The sequence below is a fragment of the Klebsiella sp. WP8-S18-ESBL-06 genome, assembly GCF_014169755.1.
GTDB lineage: Bacteria > Pseudomonadota > Gammaproteobacteria > Enterobacterales > Enterobacteriaceae > Kluyvera > Kluyvera ascorbata_B.
On the sequence record NZ_AP022256.1, the window covers coordinates 1,988,220 to 2,012,097 of the forward strand.

The 23,878-nt window shown below is 53.2% G+C and carries 18 protein-coding genes and 3 tRNA genes; 9 read left to right on the forward strand and 12 right to left on the reverse strand.

All coding sequences use genetic code 11. The features are described 5' to 3' along the window. Positions 1-79: 79 nt before the first annotated feature. From ldtA to H7R76_RS09330, 3 genes are all read left to right on the forward strand, one after another. A complete protein-coding gene (gene ldtA, locus H7R76_RS09320) occupies positions 80-1,012 on the forward strand; it encodes a L,D-transpeptidase (RefSeq protein WP_182967583.1) in 933 nt (310 codons plus the stop codon). Positions 1,013-1,110: 98 nt separating this feature from the next. Next, positions 1,111-2,091: a Gfo/Idh/MocA family protein gene (locus tag H7R76_RS09325; protein WP_182967585.1), complete on the forward strand. Its 981-nt coding sequence runs from the start codon at positions 1,111-1,113 to the stop codon at positions 2,089-2,091. Continuing rightward, a complete protein-coding gene (locus H7R76_RS09330; RefSeq protein WP_106930014.1) occupies positions 2,088-3,029 on the forward strand; it encodes a Gfo/Idh/MocA family protein in 942 nt (313 codons plus the stop codon). Before H7R76_RS09325 ends, H7R76_RS09330 begins: the two co-directional genes overlap by 4 nt. 22 nt (positions 3,030-3,051) lie before the next feature. Here the strand turns inward: H7R76_RS09330 and H7R76_RS09335 are convergent, their stop codons facing one another. Beyond that, positions 3,052-3,933, reverse strand: a complete 882-nt coding sequence (locus H7R76_RS09335; RefSeq protein ID WP_182967587.1) for a DMT family transporter — start codon at positions 3,931-3,933, stop codon at positions 3,052-3,054. Between the two features lie 87 nt (positions 3,934-4,020). Between H7R76_RS09335 and H7R76_RS09340 the strand changes: the two genes are divergently transcribed. Continuing rightward, positions 4,021-5,355: an aminotransferase-like domain-containing protein gene (locus H7R76_RS09340; RefSeq protein ID WP_182967589.1), complete on the forward strand. Its 1,335-nt coding sequence runs from the start codon at positions 4,021-4,023 to the stop codon at positions 5,353-5,355. A gap of 50 nt (positions 5,356-5,405) precedes the next feature. Here the strand turns inward: H7R76_RS09340 and H7R76_RS09345 are convergent. Next, positions 5,406-5,481: transfer RNA gene (locus H7R76_RS09345), tRNA-Asn, on the reverse strand. A gap of 307 nt (positions 5,482-5,788) precedes the next feature. On the opposite strand from H7R76_RS09345, the gene nac reads away from it, so the two are divergent. Beyond that, the gene (nac, locus tag H7R76_RS09350) at positions 5,789-6,706 is read left to right on the forward strand and encodes a nitrogen assimilation transcriptional regulator NAC (RefSeq protein ID WP_106930007.1); all 918 of its coding nucleotides are present in this window, start codon (positions 5,789-5,791) and stop codon (positions 6,704-6,706) included. A 102-nt stretch (positions 6,707-6,808) separates the two neighbouring features. After that, the gene (gene cbl, locus H7R76_RS09355; protein ID WP_106930005.1) at positions 6,809-7,759 is read left to right on the forward strand and encodes an HTH-type transcriptional regulator Cbl; all 951 of its coding nucleotides are present in this window, start codon (positions 6,809-6,811) and stop codon (positions 7,757-7,759) included. 15 nt (positions 7,760-7,774) lie between these two features. On the opposite strand, the gene H7R76_RS09360 is transcribed toward cbl, so the two are convergent. The 3 genes from H7R76_RS09360 to mtfA form a co-directional block, all read right to left on the reverse strand. Next, positions 7,775-8,887, reverse strand: a complete 1,113-nt coding sequence (locus H7R76_RS09360) for a PD-(D/E)XK nuclease family protein (protein ID WP_106930003.1) — start codon at positions 8,885-8,887, stop codon at positions 7,775-7,777. A gap of 139 nt (positions 8,888-9,026) precedes the next feature. Next, positions 9,027-9,102, reverse strand: a tRNA-Asn gene (locus tag H7R76_RS09365). A gap of 100 nt (positions 9,103-9,202) precedes the next feature. Next, positions 9,203-9,997, reverse strand: coding sequence for a DgsA anti-repressor MtfA (gene mtfA / locus H7R76_RS09370; protein WP_106930001.1), 795 nt, complete (start codon positions 9,995-9,997; stop codon positions 9,203-9,205). Between the two features lie 92 nt (positions 9,998-10,089). On the opposite strand from mtfA, the gene H7R76_RS09375 reads away from it, so the two are divergent. After that, positions 10,090-10,179 (forward strand) — tRNA-Ser (locus tag H7R76_RS09375). A 478-nt stretch (positions 10,180-10,657) separates the two neighbouring features. On the opposite strand, the gene H7R76_RS09380 is transcribed toward H7R76_RS09375, so the two are convergent. The 3 genes from H7R76_RS09380 to H7R76_RS09390 are packed head-to-tail and all read right to left on the reverse strand — an operon-like array spanning position 10,658 to position 13,777. Next, positions 10,658-12,454 carry a hypothetical protein gene (locus H7R76_RS09380; protein WP_182967591.1) on the reverse strand — a complete coding sequence of 599 codons (1,797 nt, stop codon included), beginning with the start codon at positions 12,452-12,454 and terminating at the stop codon, positions 10,658-10,660. After that, positions 12,447-13,400: a glycosyltransferase family 2 protein gene (locus H7R76_RS09385; protein WP_182967593.1), complete on the reverse strand. Its 954-nt coding sequence runs from the start codon at positions 13,398-13,400 to the stop codon at positions 12,447-12,449. Before H7R76_RS09385 ends, H7R76_RS09380 begins: the two co-directional genes overlap by 8 nt. After that, positions 13,400-13,777, reverse strand: a complete 378-nt coding sequence (locus H7R76_RS09390; RefSeq protein WP_227673956.1) for a GtrA family protein — start codon at positions 13,775-13,777, stop codon at positions 13,400-13,402. The genes H7R76_RS09385 and H7R76_RS09390 overlap by 1 nt, the downstream gene beginning before the upstream one ends. Positions 13,778-14,094: 317 nt before the next feature. On the opposite strand from H7R76_RS09390, the gene lpxO reads away from it, so the two are divergent. Next, complete coding sequence (gene lpxO, locus H7R76_RS09395) at positions 14,095-14,997, forward strand: lipid A hydroxylase LpxO (RefSeq protein WP_106929999.1); 903 nt, start codon at positions 14,095-14,097, stop codon at positions 14,995-14,997. On the opposite strand, the gene H7R76_RS09400 is transcribed toward lpxO, so the two are convergent. From H7R76_RS09400 to H7R76_RS09415, 4 genes are all read right to left on the reverse strand, one after another. Continuing rightward, entirely contained in the window at positions 14,994-15,983 is a 990-nt protein-coding gene (locus tag H7R76_RS09400) for a LacI family DNA-binding transcriptional regulator (RefSeq protein ID WP_182967595.1), read from the reverse strand. The two genes, lpxO and H7R76_RS09400, sit on opposite strands and share 4 nt — an antisense overlap. Positions 15,984-16,000: 17 nt before the next feature. Beyond that, a complete protein-coding gene (locus H7R76_RS09405) occupies positions 16,001-16,903 on the reverse strand; it encodes an ROK family protein (RefSeq protein ID WP_106929995.1) in 903 nt (300 codons plus the stop codon). A 268-nt stretch (positions 16,904-17,171) separates the two neighbouring features. Beyond that, positions 17,172-18,821 carry a class I fumarate hydratase FumA gene (gene fumA, locus H7R76_RS09410; RefSeq protein WP_106929993.1) on the reverse strand — a complete coding sequence of 550 codons (1,650 nt, stop codon included), beginning with the start codon at positions 18,819-18,821 and terminating at the stop codon, positions 17,172-17,174. A gap of 56 nt (positions 18,822-18,877) precedes the next feature. Then, complete coding sequence (locus H7R76_RS09415; protein ID WP_187143850.1) at positions 18,878-20,392, reverse strand: anion permease; 1,515 nt, start codon at positions 20,390-20,392, stop codon at positions 18,878-18,880. A 628-nt stretch (positions 20,393-21,020) separates the two neighbouring features. Between H7R76_RS09415 and H7R76_RS09420 the strand changes: the two genes are divergently transcribed. Continuing rightward, positions 21,021-23,825, forward strand: coding sequence for a flavocytochrome c (locus tag H7R76_RS09420; RefSeq protein ID WP_182967597.1), 2,805 nt, complete (start codon positions 21,021-21,023; stop codon positions 23,823-23,825). Positions 23,826-23,878 lie beyond the last annotated feature (53 nt).

A 23,878-nucleotide genomic window follows, 5' to 3' on the forward strand; every position in this document is an offset into this window, starting at 1 on the left:
GCCGTGAGAAGGCTTTTGCGGCGCGGCGGGGGAAAAAAGCTATAATTAACCGATATCTGCCGTGAATGAGGAAAGGGACATGGGACCTCGTAGAAAACGTTTATGCGCGCTGATGCTGCTGATGGCTAGCCAAAGCGTACTGGCTGTGACTTATCCATTGCCTCCGGAAGGGAGTCGCTTAGTGGGCAGCACGCTGCACATCACGGTACCGGCGGATAACCGCCTGCCGCTGGAATCCTTTGCCGCGCAGTATGGGCAGGGTCTGAGTAATATGCTGGAGGCCAATCCCGGCGTGGACGTATTCCTGCCGAAATCAGGCTCGACGCTGACGATCCCACAGCAGCTCATTTTGCCTGATACCGTGCGCCAGGGGATCGTGGTTAACGTTGCTGAAATGCGTCTCTATTACTACCCGCCGGGTAGTCATACCGTGGAGGTGCTACCGATTGGGATTGGCCAGGCCGGGCGAGAGACGCCGCGTAACTGGGTAACCGCCGTTGAGCGTAAGCAGGAAGCCCCAAGCTGGACTCCGACCGCCAACACCCGCCGTGAATATGCTAAACGCGGTGAAAGTCTGCCCGCGTTCGTTCCCGCCGGGCCCGATAACCCGATGGGGCTGTACGCGATTTATATTGGGCGGCTTTATGCCATTCATGGCACTAACGCGAATTTCGGGATCGGACTGCGCGTCAGCCAGGGCTGTATTCGCCTGCGCAACGACGATATTAAATACCTGTTTGACAATGTGCCGGTGGGGACGCGGGTGCAAATTATCGATCAGCCGGTGAAATATACCACCGAGCCGGACGGTAGCCGCTGGGGGGAGGCGCACGAGCCCTTGTCGCGCAACCGCACAGAATTTGAATCCGATAACAAAGTTCCGTTGCCGATGACGCCTGCATTGCGTAGTTTTACCCAACAGGCAGGCGTGGACGTGAGCCGGGCACAGGCGGTTCTGGATCGACGCTCCGGGATGCCGGTGAATATCAGCGCTTCGCACGCCACGCTGTAACCCGTTTTGATGAAACGAAAAAGCCCGCCTGTTGCTCGCCAAAGCCCTTCACTGACCCGCATTGCTGCATTGCGGGTTTTTTTATTATGAGGAACGCCATGAAATACGTCATCGTTGGTAGCGGAAATATCAGCAATACCTACCTGCGTGCCGTGGAGCATATTGAGGGCTCCACCATTGTCGGCTGTATCTCTCGCCGCGGCAGAACGCCGCAGGCCGCGGGCGATCTACCGTGTTGGCCCGATCTGTCCGCCGTTGATCGTGACTATGACGCGGTCATCGTGGCGACGCCTAATGGCCTGCATCATCAGAGCGCAATCCAGGCGGCTGAAGCGGGAAAACACGTGCTGGTGGAGAAGCCTCTCGAGATAACCTTGTCCGCCGCCGATCGTATGATTGCCAGCGCCGAAGCAGCGGGCGTGGTGCTGGCCGTTGCGTATCAACGGCGGACGCGGCCCGATAACATGGCCCTCAAGGCGCTACTGGAAAGCGGGGCGTTGGGAAAACGTTATTCGGTGGATGTCTCGTGCCGCTTCTGGCGCGATCAGGCCTATTACGACAGCGCTGACTATCGCGGGGGATACGCGATCGATGGCGGGGGCGTGTTTATTCAGCAGGGCGCACACCATATCGATAACTATCTCTGGCTCTTCGGCATGCCTGTAAGCGTCACCAGCGAACTGGCGACCTTCGCGCATCAGATGGAAGCCGAGGATCACGGCGCGGCGATATTTCGCCACGCCGATGGCATGATCGGGACATTCGTCGCCTCCACCTGTGCACGTCCCGGCTTTTCTGCGCGCCTGGAGTTTTCCTGTGAAAAGGGTTCCTTCACCGTCACAGATGACCGCATCACCCAATGGTATATTGACGGCATTGATAACCCGGGTGAGGGCTTGCCGGAAACCCGTAGCGAAGGGGCGCACAGCGCCGTGGTCACCGATACCTTCGGTCACGAGGCTATCCTGCGCGATTTCGCCAACGCGGTGGTCAGCGGCGTGGCTCCGCTGTGCAGCGGCCGCGACGCGCGTCGGGCAACCGAGCTGGTGTTGCAGATTTATAAAAGGAGAGTGGAATGAGTGACGTGGTGAACTGGGGGGTACTGGGCTACGCCCGTATTGCCAAAAATTCGATTATTCCGGCGATTACCCGCGCGGAGAACGCGCGGCTGTATGGCGTCGCCTCGCGTAACCAGGCGGAACTTCCGACCGGTGAGTGGGCGCAGAACTACGGCGACTATGCCGCGCTGTTGGCGGACCCGGCCATTCAGGCCGTCTATATTCCTCTGCCCAATTCGCTGCATAAGGAGTGGGTTATTCGCGCGCTGGCGGCAGGTAAGCACGTGCTGTGCGAAAAACCGATTGGGCTGAATGCGGCGGAAGCGCAGGAGATGCAGCAGGCGGCGATACAGCATAATCGTTTGCTGATGGAAGCCTTTATGTATCAGTACACCGACCGCGTGCGGGTGATCAAACAGGTGCTGGAGAGCGGGGTACTGGGCGAGCTTCGCCATATTAACGTGTCGTTCCGTTTCCTGCTCGATCGCCCTAACACCATTAAGATGCAGCCAACGCTCGGCGGCGGCGCGCTGTACGATGTGGGCTGCTACCCGGTGAACTTTGTCGGCATGGTGACCGGGCGCTTGCCGACGCAGGTGCGAGCGCTGTGCGAAACCGAGCAGGGGGTGGACACCAATCTTTCGGCGCTTTTGCAGTATGATGACGGCCTGATTGCCAATATTCATTGCGGATTCAACGCTTTTGGTCGCAATTATGCGGAAATCATCGGCAGTAAAGGGATGCTGATCATCGATAAACCGTTCCTTGATGACGCCGGCGCGCTGCATCTGCATACCGCCGAAGGCGTACGCGAGCTGCCGGTTAGCGAGTCCGATCGCTATCAGGCAGAGATTCGCCATTTCTCCAGCGCAGTGCTCAATCAGCCATCGCGGTTGATTCCGCTGACGGAAACGGTGCGCAATATGCAGGTGCTGGATCAGATTCGCGCCGCGCTGTAGCCGAGGGTTGCCCGGTATGGTTTTATCGGGCAAACCGCCGTGAACACACAACGCACACAATGACGCCGAGGGTGACCCAAAACATTTGCGGATTGACCGTCTCATGAATCAGCCCGGCGGAAAGCGCGAGGCCAAAAAAGGGTTGCAGTAGCTGTAGCTGCCCCACGGCGGCGATGCCCCCGGCCGCCAGCCCCTTGTACCAGAAAATAAAACCTATCAACATGCTGAATAGCGACACGTAGCCCAGCGCCAGCCAGGTGGGCAGGGTGTAGGCTGCAAAGGTGGTGGGCCAGTAAATAAAGGTAGCAACCAGCATGAACGGCAGCGATAGCGTCAGCGACCAGCTGATCGCCTGCCAGCCACCCAGTTCGCGGGTTAAGGTTGCCCCTTCCGCGTAGCCAAGCCCACAGACCGCAACAGCGGCAAGCATCAACATATCTCCTGTGAATGACAGCGAAGCGCTTTGTGACAGGGCAAAACCGGCGACCAACAGGCTGCCGAACAGCGAAAATATCCAGAACGCCGCGCGAGGTCGCTCGCCGCCGCGCAGTACGCCAAAAATTGCCGTAGCCAGCGGCAGCAGCCCGATGAAGACAATCGAGTGGGCGGCGGTGATGTAGCGTAGCGCGAGCGCGGTAAGCAGCGGAAATCCGATGATCACCCCAAATGATACCGTCAGCAGGGGCATAATGTGCCCGGCGTTCGGGCGCGGCTGACGAAAACTCTGAAGCAGCGTCACGGCCAGTAGTCCGGCGATAGAGGCGCGTAAAAAGGTGAGAAAGAACGGATCCATTTCCAGCACAGCCACCCGCGTTGCCGGCAGTGAGCCGCTAAAAATCATGACCCCGAGTAGGCCGTTGAACCACCCGGTGGTGATAGGTGTATTTCGCTTTTCAGTCTCCATCTCACGCCCCTTAGCGTTGTGTCATTGTGGCGGCGATGGTAGTTTTTCCTATCTGATACAATCAAATTATTGTCATGGATACATTGCATGAAGGCGCGCTATAAAACCCTTGTTGACGATTACGCGCGAGCGATCCGCAGCGGTCAACTGACGGCGGGAACCCGACTCCCCACGCATCGGCGGCTGGCCGCTGAACACCGTATTTCGCTGGCGACGGCAACCCGGGTTTATGCCGAGCTGGAGGGGATGGGGCTGGTCAGCGGTGAGACCGGGCGCGGTACCTTTGTGCGTGAGATTGCGTTGGCGGCTGGGCACGGCATCGATCAGCAGGCGATCGCGGCCGACGTGCTCGATCTTAACTTTAACTATCCATCGCTCCCCGGCCAGGGCGAGCAGCTGCGTGAAGGGCTACGGCAGCTTGCCGCCGAGGGGGATATCGAATCACATCTGCGCTACCAGCCGCATGCGGGTAGAGCGGCAGAGCGGGAGATTATCGCCCGGCATTTACGCGTCAGCGGTCTGGCAACGCAGTCGGAAAATGTGCTGATCGTCAACGGCGCTCAGCATGGGCTGGCCGTGGCGGTGATGGGGCTGTTGCGCCCTGGCGACGTGGTGGCGGTAGACGCGTTGACCTATCCCGGCTTCAAGGCGTTGGCCGCGCTGTACCAGCTTGAGCTGCTCGCTATCCCGACGCGGGACGAGGGGCCTGATTTTGACGCACTGGCCAGCCTGTGCCAGCGTCGTCATATTCGCGCTATTTATGCGATGCCGACGTTGCACAATCCGTTAGGGTGGGTCCTGAGCGCTCGCCAGCGGCAGCGTCTGGCGTCTATTGCCCGCGCGCACGATTTGCTGATCATTGAAGATGCTGCCTACGCCTATCTGGTGACCCAACCGCCGCGACCGCTGGCCTGTTATGCGCCGGAACGCACGGTCTACGTCAGCGGTTTTTCAAAAGATGTCGCGACCGGGCTGCGGGTTGGGGTAGTGGTATGCCCCGCCGGCTATCGGCAGGGGCTGGAACGCGCCATTCGTGCCACCGTATGGAACACGCCTTCGCTCATAACGGCGCTGATCTGTCGGTGGATCGAGAACGGTACCGTTGCGCGCCTGGCAACGCAGAAGCGGCGGGATGCGCGACTGCGCCAGCGTATTGCTCGCGAGTGCCTGGGGGCGTTACCGTCGGTGAGTCACCCGAACTCCTGGTATATCTGGATCCCACTGGCAGAAGAGGGGCGGGCGGACCGGGTGGCCAGGATGCTGATGGACAAGCAAATTTCAGTTTCAACCGCCGAACCGTTTTGCGTTTCAACGGCTATCCCGCAGGCAATTCGCGTGGCGTTAGGCTCGGTATCGATAGCGCAGCTGCGTGCCGCGATGATCGCGGTGCGTGAAACCATTGAATATGAACAGAGTCGGTGAAGGGAAAGTCGAAAAGCAAAAAGCCTGCTCGAAAGCAGGCTTTTTAAATTTGGCTCCTCTGACTGGACTCGAACCAGTGACATACGGATTAACAGTCCGCCGTTCTACCGACTGAACTACAGAGGAATCGTGTGAACGGGGCGCATATTATCGATGTCCTACCGGCTTGTCAAAGGGGGAAAAGCGTAAATCTGTTCGTTTGCTGACAATTTCAGCAATTGTGCGCCAATTGATTATTTTCGCCGCGCTTTGCACCGTGAAAGTGCAGATTTACCCCTTATGGGGCATACGGCAATCTTCTGACTGGGCGAAAAAAGGGCTTCAGCAATAGGTTTCACTGGGTTTAACACGTTTTTAAAAACTGGCAAGCATCTTGCAACTCCTCCGATTACTTAACGCCAGCGTGGCAGTGGATCTCGTACCGGAGGCAAAAATGAACTTAAGACGACTGAAATACTTCGTGAAAATCGTCGATATCGGCAGCCTGACTCAGGCGGCTGAAGTGTTGCATATCGCGCAGCCTGCGCTGAGCCAGCAGGTCGCGACCCTGGAGGGTGAACTCGATCAGCAGCTGTTGATTCGTACCAAGCGCGGCGTAACGCCGACGGAAGCCGGGAAGGTGCTGTATACCCATGCCCGTACCATTCTGCGCCAGTGTGAGCAGGCGCAGCTGGCGGTGAATAATGTCGGGCAGACTCTGAGCGGCACCGTGTCTATCGGCCTTGCGCCGGGCACGGCGGCTTCGTCAATCACCATGCCGTTGCTGCAGGCGGTGCGTAACGAACTGCCGGAGGTGCTGGTGTATCTGCATGAAAATAGCGGCACCGTGCTAAACGACAAGCTGCTCAATAGCCAGCTCGATATGGCGGTGCTGTACGATCGGGCACCGCTGGCCGGGATCGTGAGCCAGCCGCTGCTCAAAGAGGATCTTTATCTGGTCGGTACGCGCGACTGTCCGGGGCAGAGCGTAGACCTGACCGCCGTTGCGGAAATGAATCTGTTTTTACCCCGCGACTATAGCGCCGTGCGCGCTCGCGTCGATGAAGCATTTTCCCTGCGCCGACTGACGGCGAAAATCATTGGTGAGATTGAGTCGATTTCAACGCTGACTGCGGCGATTGCCAGCGGTATGGGCGTTACCGTGCTGCCGGAGTCAGCGGCGCGTTCACTGTGCAGCGCGGCAAATGGCTGGATGGCGCGGATCACCACGCCGTCGATGAGCCTGCCTCTGTCGCTGAACGTATCGGCTCGTGGGCAGCTGTCTCCGCAGGCGCAGGCGGTGAAGGAAATTCTGATGTCGCTGGTGAGTCGTCCGATGCTGGATAACCGTGAATTGCAGCTCGTTAGCTAAGCTTATATTCCATTCAGGTATATGTTGCTGGTTTTTATTATTTGTTTGTCGGTTCAACAGACTTTAACAATAGCGTCATATCTGACTGAATCGGGGTGACGCGTGAACTTCCAGCAACTTAAAATTATTCGCGAAGCGGCACGGCAGGATTACAACCTGACCGAAGTTGCCAATATGCTTTATACATCGCAGTCTGGCGTAAGCCGTCATATTCGCGAGCTTGAAGAAGAGTTAGGCATTGAAATCTTCATTCGTCGCGGCAAGCGTTTATTAGGCATGACCGAACCAGGCAAAGCCCTGCTGGTGATTGCTGAACGTATTCTGAATGAGGCCAGCAACGTGCGCCGTCTGGCCGATCTCTTTACCAATGATGCTTCCGGCGTGTTGACCATCGCCACCACCCATACCCAGGCACGTTATAGTCTGCCGCCGGTCATTAAAGCCTTCCGCGAAATTTTCCCTGACGTACGGCTGGAGCTTATTCAGGGCACGCCGCAGGAGATCGATGCGCTGCTGCACAGCGGCGGTGCCGATATCGGCATCGCCAGCGAGCGGCTCAGCAACGACGCCACGCTGGTGGCCTTCCCGTGGTTCCGCTGGCATCACAGCCTGCTGGTTCCGACCGATCATCCGCTGACGCAGACCACGCCGCTGACGCTTGAGGCCATCGCCCGCTGGCCGCTGATTACCTACCGGCAGGGCATCACCGGGCGTTCGCGTATTGATGAGGCGTTTAATCGTAAAGGTCTGGCTCCCGATATCGTGCTGAGCGCACAGGACTCTGACGTCATTAAAACATACGTCGAGCTGGGGCTGGGGATCGGTCTTGTGGCCGAGCAATCGGGCGATAGGCAGGAATCGGCCAACCTCGTGAGGCTGGATACGCACCATCTCTTCGATGCCAATACGGTCTGGCTGGGGCTCAAACGCGGGCAGCTGCAGCGCAATTATGTCTGGCGGTTTATTGAGCTGTGCAACGCCGGGCTATCGCTGGAAGAGATTAAGCGCCAGGCGATGGAGCTGGAAGAAACGGTGCTGGATTACCAGATTTAGCGCCACGGCGACGCGTTATTTCTGCTTGAGCGTCGTGCTGATAAAGTCGACTATTTCTGCCATCAGGCGCTTTGCAGAGTCCAGCGTGCCGTCCGGCGTGCCAAATGAGATAAGCAGTTCTTTACCGTTGAGCTTGATCTCCCGGTCCGCTTTATTTGCCGAGGGGAGAAAAGCGGGCTGAAGGGCATTGTCGATCAGCCATTGATGTACGCAAGGCAAATCGGCGTGGTCACGCACGTTGATTCTGCCATTGAGATAGTAGCGAATACGGCCCGTACGTTTATCAGGGTAATAGACCAGCGAAAGATAGGTTGAGCCCCAGCATTCAGGGTAGAGGTGAATCGCTTTATAGTCATAGCGCCAATTGTTAATGCTGTGCGCGATGTGCGTGTCTGGCAGCAGCGTCAACAGCGTATTCTTTGCCTCTTCTACCATCGCCGACTCGAAGTCATTGAGCAGGTTTTTGGCTCTCAGAAGTTGGACGAAATGCTCGTCTACGAAGGTCTGATTTTCATGGTTCATCGTCATGGTGCTATCGGCCCCGCTGAGGGTATGAAGGTGGTTGAGAAACTCAGTGTAGAAAATGTGCCATTTACTCAAGGGAAGCCCGGCAAGTTCATGACCGAGCCGGTTTCTGGCGGATGACAGCAGTTGCGAATAGCGCAGCAGAGGCCAGCGCTCAACCGGCTTACAGGGTAGGGCGTCTGGGGCAAGGATACAGCGATAGATTGTCTGGCTATTGTCTGCCAGATTCTGCAGATGACGCTCGTAGCTACAGAAGGGGTTATTAATCGCGGAGATAGTTTTGTGCTCGATACCGATAATAAAATCCTGATGATAGACCACGATATCAAGAAAATTACCTTCGGTTGTGCGCGCTTCACGGCTTACCGTCAGTGAGGTGACGTCCAGCTGGTCAATATCCGCCTCCACCTTCAGGCAGACCATCAGCGCCTTGAGAAGCCAGGGCGGAATATCTTCATGCATTCCCATAAACAGTGCCAGCAGGCTGGAAGTGGGGTTCTCGAAATAACCCGCGCCGCCGATGCTGAAAAAATTGTGCTCTTTGGCCTCTTCGGGCTTGAGCGCATCGAGCTGTTGAAAGAAAGCATCGGTTAAAATATCCATGCAATAACATCCTGATTGGACAGATTTTCTGGTAAGCCAGAATGTGATGTTACGCGTGTGGGGAAAGTGCGGAAAGATAAATATTGATGCAGAAAGATGAAAAGCAAAAAGCCTGCTCGAAAGCAGGCTTTTTTAAATTTGGCTCCTCTGACTGGACTCGAACCAGTGACATACGGATTAACAGTCCGCCGTTCTACCGACTGAACTACAGAGGAATCGTGTGAACGAGGCGCATAGTACTGGGCACGGATAATTGTGTCAACACTAAATTTAACTCGCTGATTCAATTGGCTGAATTTAGCGCAGACTGTCGTTTTAGTGTACTACAGGCTGATTTTCATCCTGCTGGCCGTTATCGCGCAACCGCTGCAGGGGGTCCTGACGGTAGAACGTGCAGAAACGCTGCCATAGCGCCGGAAAGCGTGGGGCGAAAAGTTCAGGGGCGCTGAAAAAGTATTCAGACAGCACCGCGAAGCATTCCGCCGGGTCGGTGGCGGCGTAGGCATCGATGCTGGCCGCGTTTTCCCCGACCAGATCGATCTCATCCTGGATGTTGTTCATCGCGGCGTGCAGGTCGTGCTCCCAGCCGGCCACTTCGCGCAGTGGTATAAACGGCACGCCGCTGGCGCGATCGCCGTTGCGGGTATCGAGCTTATGCGCCACTTCGTGAACGATCAGGTTAAAGCCGGAAGCGTCAAATGAGTCCTGAATATCAAGCCAGTTGAGCACAATTGGCCCCTGCTGCCAGCTCTGGCCAGATTGCACCACCCTTTGACTATGGACTAGGCCAATATCGTCTTCCCATTCGTCGTCAACCACGAATGGGGCAGGGTAGATAAGAATTTCATGGAAGCCGTCGAGCCACTCCAGCCCAAGCTCCATAACGGGCAGACAGAACAGCAGCGCGATACGCGCTTCGGTAACGGGCTCTACGCTGAGGCCCTGTAAAAAGACCATCCGCTTTTGCTGTAAAAAGCGATCGGCAAGCTGAACCAGCTTCACCTGTTCGTCGGCGGACAGATTGGCTAACAGAGGAATCGCCAGGGCCTGCGCCCACGGCATGTCTGCTTTTTCGGCTGTGTCACTCGCTTTCCAGGGCCATTTAATCATCGTTTTGCTCGTAAACTCGTCACTTGAACGCAATTGAAGAGACTGGGTCTGTTAAAATGCCAAAATACCTGGCATGATGGCAACCACAAAACGGAGAGATGCCGGAGCGGCTGAACGGACTAGTCTCGAAAACTAGAGTAGGGGCAACTCTACCGGGGGTTCAAATCCCCCTCTCTCCGCCACTATTCAAGCACTTACGAAATCTTCTTTCAACGACCAGTATCACACTTGGAATGACCGGGATAGCAATTTGGATTTTTCCAGAATTGTTGTGCTGGGCATCAGTGTCATTCTAACCTTTCTCTCGTAAAACAGGGCTTATTGTTCTGCCTCGAGCCCAGAGAAAAGTCGCTTGCCCCTACTCGAATCTCGTTAAACCCGCAGCGCACGCTTTCATATCCAGTGATGTCAGGAGGATTGTGGTATTGACCACAAAAAGACTTACAGGTGTTATTACCTGAAAGAACCAGGCATTTACGGTAACCCTCTGAACCACTGCGGGTTTGTTTTACATTATACCGCAGAAAAAAAACGGGAAAGAAAAGAGAATATGAATATCAGGGGGGCGATGCGCGCTAAATGATATAACCCTGGTTAATACATCAGAAGTGCTCAGAAAATCCCCCTGTACACAAAACGTGTACAGGGGGAATTCAGCAGTTACTCAGGTAGGATTGAATATCCTTTGATTGCCAGGTCTGGATTCCCTTTGGTGTGAACCCTTAACTCGACACTATTAAAATCTTCAGGTAAATTTATTTTTGTCGAGAATTCACCGTTTTTATCAAATGATAGTTCAGCCATGTAAATGACGGTTGATTTTGAATTGTCTACAATATCGATGATATCTCCATTTTTGGAACCGTGACCCTTAATCGTCAACTTATATGTTCCTTTATTTAAAGGAACATATGGGCCAAATAATACGAATCCTTCTTGATCCGTTCCTCGAACTTCACCATCTTTATATTCGCCACTTATAGTTGGTAGCGTTCCTTTATTAATCCTGCTAATGGAATAGCCGTTAGGAGGGAAGATGATCGTGTCCCATACTAAGATTTTTGTTCTTTCGAAGTCTATAACTTTAGCCGGTGTACCAAATTGATTTAACGCGGCATTATATTCTTCTGCATTTCTTGTTAAAACAAAATTGCCCTTATTCGAGAACCATTCTTTCTTTGAGAGCCACATCATTGGTTTTACCCCGTCAAAAATTTCTACGGGATAAACGTGAACGTTACTGATTGCGCTTGTTATTGATGCAGACCAAAACCATGCATATCCATATTTTAGGTTGTTATGTTCTAAAAAAGCACCAAGCCTGGCGTAGTATTTTTCATCAGTTTCTTTTTTGCCAGTAAATGAGGCCAGATTCGCTAATGAAAGCGCAATGATGACAGGGATTGCGATAAGTGTTTCTTTTTTAAGTACAACAGTTCTAGCGATAAGTATAGATGATGAATAAAAAGAGAAAAATACAAATCGAGTAGAGTTTTCATCAATAGCAACAGTACTAAATATGAATGCACAAACGGGCATTAGAGAAGACAAAACAAGTATGGTATCAATGAATGATGACTTCCATCTGCTAATGGCAGAGTAGGAAAACACCATGGCGAAAGACACCAGACATAGAATTCTAAAAATATTTACAGGTACGTTATCATTTTCGGGATCGGCACCAAAATATCGGAAGCAACCATCCAGCAATAACTTCGTGTTTGTGAACATGGCGTCGACAGAAGCGAAGCCTTGACTTCCAATTCCTGGTGTAGTGTATGCAAATATATGTGGATTCAATAAGCCAAATAGCTTGTAAAAAATAGCGCTTAAAAGTGCAAATGCCAGGAATTTTAAATATTGTTGCCGTTTGAATAATATCAAATGCAATACGGAAGCAATCATTACGGGTAGAATGAAAATAACTAGCAGAAGTTTATCTGATTCTGCAAATAGCCCTGCAATAATTGACAGCCCAATGATGGTGGGTAAGTTGATTTTTTCTCTTTTTGAGTTAAAAATAAGTAATGACAATGCCGATAGGGCATAAATGCCAATGTGAATATTTAATTGATCGGAATTCGCAACAGTGAAGTGCGTGGGTATTAATATGGTCGGTAGTATTAAAATTGCCGATTTAATACCATTTAATGAAGCTAATCTTATAGCCGCAAAAGATATAAAACAATAAAGTATGCCTGGAATTGCATGCACAATGATTGGATGATATCCAATCATCTTAATAACTAAGGCAGTCCATATGATATCTGAAAAAAGATATGACTGTGTAGACATTGACCAGCCATCTAATCTTAGATTACCCTCAGCGATATCCTTTGCAATAAGAAGCGATGACATATTGTCACTATTTGCCGAAACGACAAATGAAAGATAAACATAAAATATAGTCGACACTGCGATAGCCGGTAATATACAATATTTAATATATTTATTCATTGCTATTTCCAGTTTGTTCCTCAATGAAATATTTCGGTCTTTCCTTGGTTTCTATATAAATTTTATCAATATACTCGCCAATGATGCCTATAGAAAACATTTGCACGCCACCCAGGAAGAATATGGCGATCATAACAGATGTCCATCCCTCTACAGTATTTCCGGCTATTTTTTCAGCGATGGCATAAATTGCCGCAATTGTTGAAATAAAACTGATGAAAAGGCCAGTTAAAGAAATAATCCGTAAAGGGGTTACGCTCAGTGAGGTTATTCCCTCTATGGCTAATGCAACCATTTTTCGTAAGGGATACTTGGATTCCCCAGCCACTCTCTCTGAACGCGCATAGAAAACTTCTTTTGTTTTGAATCCTAATAAAGGAACCAATCCGCGAATGTAAATATTTTGCTCTTTATATCGCAGTAAAGCGTCAAGCGCTCTTCTGCTCAATAGCCTATAGTCAGCATGGTTTGGGACTTGTTTTACCCCCATTAATTTCATCAACCCGTAGAAACCTTCTGCAGTCTTCCTTTTGAAAAAAGAGTCGGAGAGTCTGTCATTTCGTACACCATAGACAACGTCATATCCACTCCAGTAATCTTTTACCATCGTTTTGATTACAGAGGTATCATCCTGCAAATCTGCATCAATACTGATGACGATATCTGCATCTGAATGGGTTAATCCCGCGATCAGTGCTATCTGGTGGCCACGATTACAGGATAATTTTAAGCCTTTAACTACAGGAGATGTTTGTGATGCATCTTTGATCAAGCGCCACGTTGAGTCAGCGCTACCGTCATCGACAAATACAATAGCGCTAGTGTTAGCAACGAGATTCTCGCTAATCAAATTGTTTAAAATAGTTTCTAATTCAATTAAACAATGAGAGAAGGCAAGCTCTTCATTATAACATGGTACAATTATTTCTAGCTTTGGAGGATTCATTATTTCATTACCCATAACTTGTTAATTAAAAAACCAGCGCAGGTGTAGACAATCATGCCAATAAGCTGCGAAATGTATATTTCTTCGGGAAAGTTCATAAGAAATAATTTTATTGCTGCTACATTCAGAAGCCAGCAAGCAAGACAGGCCAGCAAAAACTTTATGAACCTTTCTGCTGATAGTTGCGAGGAAAAAGTAAATTTAGAATTAACAACGAAACTAAATATTATTCCCGCTATGTAACCTATAATATTGCATGTATAGAGGCCAATATTCATTTTCATTAGTGAAAAAATGACAATGGCTGTGACAGCCGTGTTTGCCAGTCCCACCAGAGCGTAGCGAATAGCTTGTTTTGTAAACGTTAATGAATACATTCCGTCAACCATCTCAAAATTTTGAGAATATTATCACTAATAAATCACTAAGAAAATAGCTTCATCAATCGGGGAATGCATCATTTTTCCTCCTTATAGAGGTAAAAATGGACATAGATACAACATTTGAGTATTAGCTTATGTCATGAGTGGCATGACAAAGAAATTTGCATGAATGCACAGAATGTAAGCCGATTATGCTGGCATCGCGTGCAGCGCGGTATTTCTTTGCTAAGATTTTTTAGCCGCTGCTTTCCGTGATACAGAGGCCATCATACGAAATGTGTAAAAAACAACCAATGGTCGGGTGAGGCAACATGAAGTATGTCATTCTGCTGATAATTATAGTTTCTGTACTGTACGTGCATCTCAGAGGGAAGGTTCGTTTTCGTTTCTGGCGTCAGCTTTCCGATCACTCCACGTTCACCGCGCCGTTGAACGGTTTTATGTATCTTTTTTCCCGTGTGCCTAACCAGCCGTATCTGCGCCCCGATGCCTTTCCCGAGCTCGCGGTGCTGAAACAGCACTGGCAGGTCATTCGTGATGAAGGGCTGCACCTGCAAAATCTTGAGCAGATTAAAGCGGCGGAAAAATACAATGACGCGGGCTTTAATTCGTTTTTTAAAACCGGCTGGAAGCGTTTTTACCTGAAGTGGTATGAAGAGGCGCATCCCTCGGCCAGCGCCCTGTGCCCGAAAACGACCGAACTGCTGCGCGGTATTCCTTCCGTGAAGGCGGCGATGTTCGCCACGCTACCTGATGGCAGCCGGCTGCCGCGCCACCGTGACCCGTATGCCGGATCGTTGCGTTTCCATCTTGGGCTGTTAACGCCTAACGATGATCGCTGCTTTATTGAGGTTGATGGGGAACGTTACAGCTGGCGAGATGGAGAGGGTGTGCTGTTTGATGAAACCTATATTCACTATGCGGAAAATACCAGTGGTGAGAATCGCCTGATCCTGTTTTGCGATATCGAGCGGCCGATGCGCTACGGGTGGGCGCAGAAGGTGAACCATTGGCTGGGGCGCAACCTGATGAGCGCGGCCGCCGCGCCGAATGACACCGGCGACCGTATAGGCGGTATTAACCGCAGTTTTCGCTATATTTACCAGATCCGAATTGTTGGTAAACGGCTGAAAAAATGGAATAAAACGGTCTACTATATCGTGAAATGGCTGCTGTTCGGCGGCATTGCGTTACTTATCTGGCGCGCGCTTTAAGCATTTCGCGCGCCTGAACTGGCGCGTATCACCAGCGACACCGGCAGCAGCACGCTTGCCTCCTTGCGCTCGGCCAGCAGCACGTTAAGCGCTTCGCGGCCGAGCTGCTGCTTGTCGACGGCCACCGTGGTGAGCGGCGGCTGCGACCAGGCGGCAGGTTCAATATCATCAAACCCCACCAGCGCGACGTCTTCCGGCACCCGCAGACCGCGTTCGGCGCAAACCCGAAGGACCAGCAGCGCAGTGGCATCGTTGTAGGCGAAAATGGCGTCCGGCGGCTCGGCAAGATCGAACAGTCCGTTTATGGCGCATACCAGCGCCTGCTCGGTATCAAGCTGCGGAAGGGCGATGGCTTCGTACTCCGGCGGCATGAGACGACGGGCTTCGTACAGCGCCTGGCGATAGCCTTGCTCGCGCTGGCGAATGCTGTAGTGGGCGAGCGTGCTGGCAAGGAATGCAATGCGCTGACGCCCTTGTGCCAACAGATGACGAGTAGCGAGATAGCCGCCCTGTACATTGTCCGGATTGATGCAGGGGAGGCCGGGAGACCACAGATCGACCAACACCAGCGGCAGTTTCAGCTGTTCCAGCATCGCCAGCAGCTCAGGCTCAAAAAAACCGGCGCAGATCATCGCGTCGGGCTGATGACGCACAACCTGCTCGGCCAGCGGGTCGCCGGGGCCGGTGGCGAGGAAGCTGAGGGCAATGTCCTGTTCGCGGCATTGCGCTTCAAGGCTCAGAAATAGCGGCGAGTAGAACGGCAGAGCGCGGCTGATGTTGTGCTGACGGTGCAGTAAAAACAGCACACGTTTGATTTTGTCGCTGCGTAAACGCGAGAAATCATACCCGTGCTGCTCGGCAGCGGCGATGATCCGCTGCCGGGTCTCTTCCCGCAGGCCTGGCTGACCTTTCAACGCCCGGGACACCGCCCCGGGGGAAACGCCGCACGCGGCGGCGATATCGCGAATTCTGACTGCTTTAGCCATCTGTCTCCCAACGTTATTTAGTGCGGCTGCGCTCCGAGCCAGGCTGCACCGCGTACGCCGCTGCTGTCGCCGTGGCGCGCCTGAACGACAGGGGTACAGCACTGTTTGCCAAATACGTATTGCGCAATGCGTTCCTGCAAGCCCGTATACAGCTGCGGAATATTGGACACTCCACCGCCAAGGACAATGGCATCCGGGTCAAGCGTGTTCACGATCCCCGCCAGCGAGCGCGCCACCTGATCCTGATAGCGATCCCACAGCTGACCAATCGCCGTATTTCCAGCATTCATCTGAGAAATAATATCCGGCACTTTATCATGTTTACTAAATTTCTGAAAATACTGTCGCTGCAGGCCGCTACCGGAAATGAAACTCTCGATACAGTTGGTTTGCCCGCAGTAGCAAACGTCGCTGGCACCGTCTTTTTGCGGCTGGTAGTGTGGCAGGACGTTGTGCCCCCATTCGCCCGCGCAGGCGTTTGGCCCGCTAATAAGGCGGCCGTCAACGCATAGCCCGCCGCCGCAGCCGGTGCCTAAGATCACGCCGAAGACCACGCCATAGCCTTTGCCCGCGCCGTCGATTGCTTCAGAGAGGGTAAAGCAGTTGGCGTCATTGGTGACGGCGACCGGCATCTCAAGACGCTGCGTCAGGTGCTGCACAAACGGCTGCTGGTTGAGCACCAGAATATTTGAGTTTTTGATAAGCCCATCGCGGCCTGCTGCGCCAGGTATTCCCAGCCCGACGGTAAGCGGTTGCCGTGCGTTGGCCTGCGCATCGTGAACGGCGGTTATTACCGCCTGTAAGAATTCCTCGTAATGCTGCTTTGGCGTCGCGTAACGCTGGCGGTATATGGCTTCGCCGTGCTCGTCCAGTATCACCGCCTCAATTTTTGTACCGCCAATATCCAGCCCTAGTCTCATGTTGATTCCCCGTCATCGGTTGAAATGAATATGGGGCACAGTGTAGATATTTTGTTTACTATACAAAAGTGATGAGATCGCATTTTTCACCCTGAGGGGGAAATATTCCCGAACGGAGGCATTATCGAGGCTGGAGGAGGGTAATGCGTGCTGAGTGGCTTATGGCTAGCTTTGTATTCGAAACAGCCCGCCGACGTACATGATGTGTCGTCGGCGGGCTGTGATTGTTGAGCAGAACACGACAGCCCCTTAATCGAGGCTGTGTTGCTTATCGCTGAGCGCAACCTGCGCACTGTTTATTCTGAATCTGCTGGAAGAAGTCGTTGCCTTTATCATCCACCAGGATAAAGGCCGGGAAGTTTTCGACTTCAATTTTCCAGATAGCTTCCATGCCCAGCTCAGGATAGGCCACGCATTCCAGACTCTTAATGCTGGTTTGCGCCAGTACCGCTGCCGGGCCGCCGATGCTGCCCAGGTAGAAACCGCCGTGTTTGTGGCAGGCGTCGGTCACCTGCTGGCTGCGGTTGCCTTTGGCCAGCATCACCATGCTTGCGCCGTGAGACTGAAGCAGATCGACATACGAGTCCATACGGCCCGCGGTGGTTGGGCCCAGGGAGCCGGAGGCATAGCCTTCCGGTGTTTTCGCCGGACCCGCATAGTAGATCGGATGGTCTTTCACGTACTGCGGCAGGTCTTCGCCGTTATCAAGCAGTTCTTTAAGCTTCGCGTGTGCGATATCGCGGGCAACAATGATGGTGCCGTTAAGCGACAGGCGGGTAGACACCGGATGCGCAGAAAGCTGGGCTAAAATGTCGCTCATCGGCTGGTTGAGGTTAATGCTGACCGCATTGCCTTCACCCTGCTGGCGCAGCGCTTCCGGGATGTACTGCCCCGGATTGTGCTCCATTTTTTCAATCCAGATGCCGTCGCGGTTGATTTTCGCTTTGATATTACGGTCGGCAGAGCAGGAGACGCCCATGCCGATTGGGCAGGACGCGCCGTGACGCGGCAGACGAATCACGCGAATGTCGTGGGCAAAGTATTTGCCGCCAAACTGCGCGCCGAGGCCGAGGTTACGGGCTTCTTCCATCAGCTCTTGTTCCAGCTTCACGTCGCGAAACGCCTGACCGTGCTCGTTACCTTCGGTTGGTAAACCGTCGTAGTAGCGGGTGGAGGCCAGCTTGACGGTTTTCAGCGTGGATTCTGCGGACGTGCCGCCGATGACAAACGCAATGTGGTAGGGCGGGCAGGCTGCCGTGCCGAGGGTGCGCATTTTCTCGACGAGGTAGTTTTTCAGCTTCGCCGGGGTGATCAGCGCTTTGGTTTCCTGATACAGATAGGTTTTGTTGGCTGAGCCGCCGCCTTTGGCGATGCACAGGAATTTGTACTCGTCGCCGTCAACGCTGTAGAGGTCGATCTGCGCCGGCAGGTTGGTGCCGGTGTTGACTTCTTTATACATATCCAGCGCGGCATTCTGTGAATAGCGCAGGTTGTCTGAGATATAGGTGTTGTACACGCCCTGGGACAGCGCAGCTTCGTCGCCGCCGCCGGTCCAGACGCGCTGGCCTTTTTTGCCCATGATGATCGCGGTGCCGGTGTCCTGACAGGTTGGCAGAATACCTTTTGCGGCGATTTCGGAGTTGCGCAGGAACTGCAGCGCGACGTATTTATCGTTCTCGCTGGCTTCCGGGTCGTTAAGAATGGCGGCGACCTGTTTCTGGTGCGACGGGCGCAGCATAAACGCCGCGTCGTGGAACGCCTGTTGAGCCAGCAGGGTCAGCGCTTCGGGGGCAACTTTCAGCACTTCCTGGCCGTCAAATTCGGCCACGGAAACGTGTTCACGGCTCAGCAGGTAGTATTCGGTATCGTCGTGCGACAGCGGGAAGGGGTCCTGGTAGACAAAAGGTTTGTTTGACATAGCTCTTCACTCCATAAAAATAAAACCGCCGGAGGTTGCCCACCGACGGTTATGAATCAGAACATCATAGACATCCACGGGTAGCCGATAAGCAGCAGGGCCGCCAGGAAGATGCCGCCAAAGATGGTGCCGAGGCGCCAGTAATCTTTGGTTGGCAGGTAGCCGCTGCCGTAATAAATCGGGCTGGGGCCGGTACCGTACGGGGTGATGATCCCCATGATACCCAGCGAGGTCACCATCAGCAGCACGAAGACTTCCATATTCATGCCAGGGATCGTGGAGGCGATGGTCAGCATCGCAGGCAGCAGCGCGGTGGTGTGCGCGGTGGTGCTGGCAAACAGGTAATGCAGCAGGTAGAACGCCAGCAGCAGGACGATGGTCGCGACGCCCGGCGAGATGCCGCTCATCAGCATGCCGCCTTCTTTACCCAGCCAGCCGATAAAGCCGGTAGAGGAGAGACCGTCGGCCAGCGCGACGAGGGTGGCAAACCAGACAAAGGTGTTCCAGGCGGCTTTGTTGCCGGTAATGTCGTTCCACTCCAGTACGCCTGTCCACAGCATCAGGCCGATAATCAGCAGAGCGGCCATGGCCGGCTCAATCCACGCGGCGGCGAAGATCCACATCATCAGCGCACAGCATACGAAGACCAGCAGCAGAATTTCATTGCGTGACAGTTTGCCCAGTTTTTCCAGTTCACGAGAGGCCCACAGCGGCACTTCATCGTTAACCTTCACTTCCGGTGGGTAGAACCAGTAGGCCAGCAGCGGCATGGTGAGGATCAGCAGCACGCCCAGCGGCAGGAAGGCGATGAACCAGGTGCCCCAGGAAATGTTAATGCCGACGATACTTTTCACCAGCGCCAGCGCCAGCAGGTTAGGTGCCAGAGCGGACAAGAACATTGAGCTGGTGATACAGGCTGCGGTAATCGCCACCCACATCAGATAAGAACCAATTTTACGAGCGCTGGGATCGTTGGGTTTTGAACCGTACAGCGGCGGCAGGTTGGCGATAATCGGATAGATGGTCCCGCCGCTGCGCGCGGTATTGGACGGCGTGAACGGTGCCAGCAGCAGGTCTGCCAGGGTGATGGCGTAACCAAGCGTCAGGCTGCGACGGCCAAGATATTTGACCAGAATCAGCGCCAGGCGGCGGCCGAAGCGGGTTTTATCATAGCCTGCGGCGAACATGAAGGCGCCGAAAATCAGCCATACGGTGGAGTTCCCGAAACCGCTGACCGCCCATTTAAAGGAGGCACCAGCAAGCTTGAATTTCGGATCGGCCAACTGGTCCGGGCTGAAAAGCACCCACTGGCTGCACAGTGCGATGGCGACCACGCCGGTCAAACCAATCACGGCACCCGGCAGCGGTTCGAAGATCAGGCCGACGATGACGCCGACGAAGATAGCGAAATAGTGCCAGGCGTACGGTGGCAGACCATCAGGCACGGGGACAAAGAGCAACAGCACGGCCACGATAATTGGCAGTGCCATCATCACGAGACGGTTTTTCTTCCCGTCTTTCGGTTTACTCACCGGTGTTGGCGAGGGCGATGTCGCAGATTTCTCGTTCATATTACGCTTCTATAAGTAGTTAATAATTCGATTCGCAAAAACTGCCGCTCTGCTTTTTTTAGTTTTTTTACTTTATTTAGATTTCAAAAGTACTGCAGGCAATTTTGAGTATAGGTCGTTAGCGCTATTTTATTTAGCGCCAACGTGAAAAATTCTTATATTCATATAATGCGCTTTTGAAGGCCATTACAATTGATCGCGATCAAAAAAAGACAATCATGGTGTTATTTTTATGCGAATCAAAATAACCCTGTTGAATTATAGGTTATTTGACGGGTAAAACATATTTAATGGTTTATTTTTAAGGTGAGTTAATGATGTTTTTGTAATTTAACTAATTGATTTTAAGTGTTTTTATTTGTAGGTGTCACTGGTTTGTCCACTGGTTTTTAAGTTATGTGTTTATTGATATTTATTAAAAAATTGTGAATAAAATATAATTTAATTGGTAACACTATGGGGGTATTGGTGTTATTGGTGGGATTAAATAGTTTTATAACTAACGTAATAGCTTTAGTAACTAAAATTATCGCTATATTAATAGCATGATATCGGCATAACAAATAACTCAAATACAGCCCGATCCCAAATTCTGAGATTTTAATTTTAAAGTTTGGAGTTTACTCGTATGAACAACGATCATCGCGTACTTAGCGCTTTTACCTTGCCGAACGGCACCGAGCTGAAAAACCGCCTGTTTATGGCACCCATGACGACCTGCTCGGGTTATTACGACGGTTCTGTCAGCAGCGAACTGATTGAGTACTACCGCGCCCGCGCCGGACGTATCGGTACCATCATCATCGAGTGCTGCTTTGTGGACGATTTGGGGCTGGCGTTCCCGGGTGCGCTCGGCATCGACAGCGACGACAAAATTGCCGGGCTGGCAAAGATTGCTGAAGCGATCAAATCCAAAGGTTCGAAAGCGCTGCTGCAAATCTACCACGGCGGTCGCATGGTCGATCCGAAACTGATCGGCGGTCGTACGCCGGTGGGCCCTAGCGCCGTGGCTGCGCCGCGTGAGGGGGCCGCCACGCCGGTCGCGCTGACGGCGCAAGAAGTGGAAAGCATGATCGGTAAATTTGGCGACGCCGTTCGCCGCGCCATTCAGGCCGGTTTCGACGGCGTAGAATTGCACGGTGCCAATACCTATTTGATCCAACAGTTTTACTCGCCGAACTCCAACCAGCGCGATGATGAATGGGGCGGTAGCCGCGACAATCGCGCGAAGTTCCCGCTGGCGGTGCTCGACATCACCCACAAAATGGTCCGTCAGTACGCCGACGATGCCTTTATCATTGGCTATCGTTTCTCGCCGGAAGAAATGGAAGTGCCGGGGATCCGCTTTGAAGATACGCTGTATCTGCTGGAAAAACTGGCCGCCCGTGGTCTGGACTACCTGCACTTCTCCGTCGGCGCCACCCTGCGCCCGTCGATTGTTGAAACCAACGACCCCACCCCGCTGATTGAAAAATATGTTGCGATGCGTTCAGAAACGCTGGCGCAGGTGCCGGTGATGGGCGTAGGCGGCGTGGTGAATGCGAGTGACGTTGATAGCGCCATGGACCACGGTTACGACCTCGTTGCCGTCGGCCGCGCCTGCATTGCCTATCCAGACTGGGCCGACCGTATTGCCGATGACCAGACGCTGGATCTGTTTATTGATAGCACCCAGCGCGAAGCGCTGAATATCCCGGAACCGCTGTGGCGCTTCTCGCTGGTTGAAGCGATGATCCGTGATATGAGTATGACGGTTTCCAAATTTAAACCGGGCGTATTCGTGGAAAAAGTACAGGATGAAGCCGGCGAACTGGTGATTAACGTTAGCCTGGAAACCGACCGTATTGCCGATATCGAACTGACCGGCGGTGTCGATCAGGACGTTGAATTCGTGACCAGCTTTGAAGAGATCCGTTCGCGTATTCTTGATGCCAATACCCCGCACGTCGACGCTATTTCGGGCGCGACCAGCCAGAGCGAAGCGGTGAAAAAAGCCGTCTCGAAAGCGATGGTGAAATCCAGCAAAGCGCTGATGGCGGAAGAGGGGGGCGACAACGCAACGCCGAAAGCCTATGACGTTGTGGTGGTTGGCAGCGGCGGCGCGGGCCTCGCGGCGGCAATTCAGGCGCATGACGACGGCGCAAGCGTGTTGATTGTCGAAAAAATGCCGACTATTGGCGGGAATACCATCAAAGCGTCTGCCGGGATGAACGCGGCGGAAACCCGCTTCCAGCGCGTGAAAGGCATTCAGGACAGCAAGGCGCTGTTCTACGCAGAAACGCTGAAAGGCGGCAAAAACAAAAACAACCCAGCGCTGCTGCACCGCTTTGTCGAAAACGCGCCGCAGGCGATCGAGTGGCTGGCCGACCGTGGCATCATGCTGAACGATATTACCACCACCGGCGGTATGAGCATTGACCGTACTCACCGTCCGAAAGACGGTTCAGCCGTTGGCGGCTATCTCATCAGCGGTCTTGTGCGTAACGTCACAAAACGCCAGATTGACGTCATGCTCGACACTTCGGTGGTCGATATTGTGATGGACGGCGGTGAAGTTTCAGCGGTGCGTCTGCTGACCGATGAACAGGAAAACATCACCATTGCAACGCGCAGCATTATCGTGGCGACCGGCGGCTTCAGCGCCAATAGCGAGATGGTAGTGAAATACCGTCCGGATCTGGCGGGCTTCGTGACCACCAACCACAAAGGCGCGACCGGCGGTGGTATTGCGCTGCTGGAACGCATCGGCGCGGGTACGGTGGATATGGGTGAAATCCAGATTCACCCGACGGTAGAGCAAAAAACGTCTTACCTGGTGTCTGAATCCATCCGCGGCGGCGGCGCTATCCTGGTCAATCAGAAAGGGAGCCGTTTCTTTAATGAGATGGAAACACGCGATAAAGTCTCGGCGGCCATTATCGCGCTGCCGGAGCACTACGCGTATATCGTCTTTGATGAACACGTCCGCACCAAAAACAAAGCGGCAGACGAATACATCGCCAAAGGCCTGGTCACCAGCGCCAGTACCGCTGCCGAGCTGGCCGCGAAGCTGGGATTAGACGAGGCGACGTTCCTCGACACGCTGACCCGCTATAACGCAGCGGTAGAAAAACAGGATGACGAAGAGTTTGGCCGTAAAACTGCGCTGCGTGCGCCAATCAATGAAGGGCCGTTCCACGCCATTCAGATTGCGCCGGGCGTTCACCACACGATGGGCGGCGTCACCATCAACACTGAAACCAGCGTATTGAACGTGAACAAACAGGTGATTCCTGGCGCGTTCGCGGCGGGTGAAGTGGTTGGCGGTATTCACGGTGGTAACCGCATTGGCGGAAACGCCGTCGCTGATATTATTATTTTTGGCACACTCGCCGGCCATCAGGCCGCGATGCGCGCGCAGCAGCAGCCTTGGGCGATGCTTGAATCCGCATAATTAACGGATGGCAGAGTCCCGTAGCCCGGCCGAGCGCAGCGACGCCGGGCTAT